The sequence below is a fragment of the Streptomyces sp. MBT53 genome (genome assembly GCF_016654115.1).
Classification (GTDB): domain Bacteria; phylum Actinomycetota; class Actinomycetes; order Streptomycetales; family Streptomycetaceae; genus Streptomyces.
The window spans coordinates 1-1,738 of the sequence record NZ_JAEQAZ010000461.1 but is presented as its reverse complement, the minus strand read 5'-3'; the positions used below and the strand labels follow the sequence as shown (position 1 = coordinate 1,738).

Here is a 1,738-nt window from a genome sequence, read left to right as displayed (position 1 = left end):
CCGCCACCCCCGTCACCACCCCCGACCCGTTCGGTGCCTACCTCGCCGCCCCGGACGCGGACGCCGACCACCCCCTGCACACGCAGCGCATGAACCTTCGGATGCTGCACCTCTTCCTGGGGGCCGAGTCCGGAGCCCTGGACCACCTGCCGAACGGGCTGCGGGACGAGCGGCTGCGCCGTTACGTCTCACTGGTGCAGGCCCACTTCGCCGGTGGCGGCCCGGACGCGGCCCGCATGCCGGGGCTCGCGTGGCCGTTCACCGCGTACTTCCTGCGCGACACGATGGACATCCGGGACGTCATGGACGTGGCGGTCGCCAACGCCCGTGCGTACGGCGGGGATTGGGAGGTCGCCGTCATCCTGATGTTCCGCACGCACATGGTCGTCGACTCCCCGGGCGGCATGGCGGGCGTGGACGACGACCTGGCGGAACTGCGCGCGCTCTGCCGGCGCGTCGGCGACCGCTGGGTGCGGGCCCAGGTGTCCAGTGCGGTCGGCGAGGCCGCCATGGGCCGCGGCCGGTTCGAGGAGGCCAAGGGTGCCTACGAGGAGGCGCTCGCGCTCGCCTACGAGGTCGGCGCCCACACCGAGACGCCGTTCCTCATCGCCCGGCTCGCCGAACTGGCCTTCCGCGCGGGTGACCGCGAGAGCGCGATCGCGGGCCTGGCGGAGGCGACCGAGGCCTCCGACCGGCACGGCGTCGCGGACGCCCACGCGTTCATCCAGCTGCTGCGCGCACACATCGCCCTGGAGGACGGGGACGCGGCCCACGCCCGCGCGCTCTGCGAACAGGCCCGCGAGGAGAGCGGACGCGGCACACCGCCGCCGCAGTTCCGGGCGGCGCTGGGCGCGGTCGACGCCCTGGTCACGGCCGCCGAGTGCGGGCCCGAGCGCGGGTTGGTGGCAATGGCTGGTGCCCTGCGCGAGGCGGTGGAGCTGCGGTGCGCCGAGGTGGTCACCGCGGCCCTGGTGGACTTCGCGGCGACACTGCTCGCCGAACTCGGTGAACTCCCGCGCGCCGTAAGGCTGTTCGGGGCGGCGGACCGGTTGCGCGGCGGTCATCCGCGCCCCATGCCGGAGCGCGCCCGGACCGAACGCATCCAGGAGACGGCCCGCGCCGCTCTGGGCGCCGAGGGCTACGCCGACGAGCACGCCCGGGGCGAGTCCCTCACCGTCGACGAGGTGCTGACCGAACTGCCCTCCCCGGCACCGGACCCGACCGCACCGGATCCCACCGCACCGGCCCCCACCGCACCGGGCCCTACTGGCAGGTGAACTTCGACTCCGCCCAGTCCGCGAGGGCCAGGTCGTCGAAGGAACTGCGCGGCTCGACCACGAGCCGTACGGTCTTGCGCCCGGCGAGGCCCACATGGACCGGCACGGCCGGGTCACCGCCGTCGATCTCCCCGGAGCTCCACAGCCGGACCCCGTCCGCGTACACCGAGAAGTAGACCTTCCCGAGCCCGAGCATCATGTCGTCGACGCCGACCTTCGCGTCGTAGGAGACGCACTGACGGTTGAGGTCGATCGTGACGGAGGAGTGGCCGTGCACGGTGACGCCGTGGGTGTAGCGCGCGCCGCCGATCGCGACGCCGTAGCGCTGCCACACCCAACTGCTGTCGCCGAGCCGGATCTCCGGTGCGGTGCCGTCGCCGTTGACGTTGTACGAGAGCTCGCTCACCTGGAAGATCGTCGGCGCGGGTGGGGGCCGGTGCGGTGGGATCCGGTGCGGTCGG

1 protein-coding gene and 1 pseudogene are annotated in these 1,738 nt (G+C 73.7%); one reads left to right on the top strand and one right to left on the bottom strand.

Going from position 1 to position 1,738, the window contains the following annotated elements:
• A pseudogene (locus tag JHN45_RS52215) lies at positions 1-1,277 on the top strand (AfsR/SARP family transcriptional regulator); the annotation flags it as partial.
• Here JHN45_RS52215 and JHN45_RS52210 read toward each other — a convergent pair.
• Positions 1,264-1,738, bottom strand: a 475-nt coding sequence (locus JHN45_RS52210) for an NPCBM/NEW2 domain-containing protein (RefSeq protein WP_236585080.1), incomplete at its 5' end; no start/stop codon positions are given. The pseudogene JHN45_RS52215 and the gene JHN45_RS52210 overlap by 14 nt on opposite strands.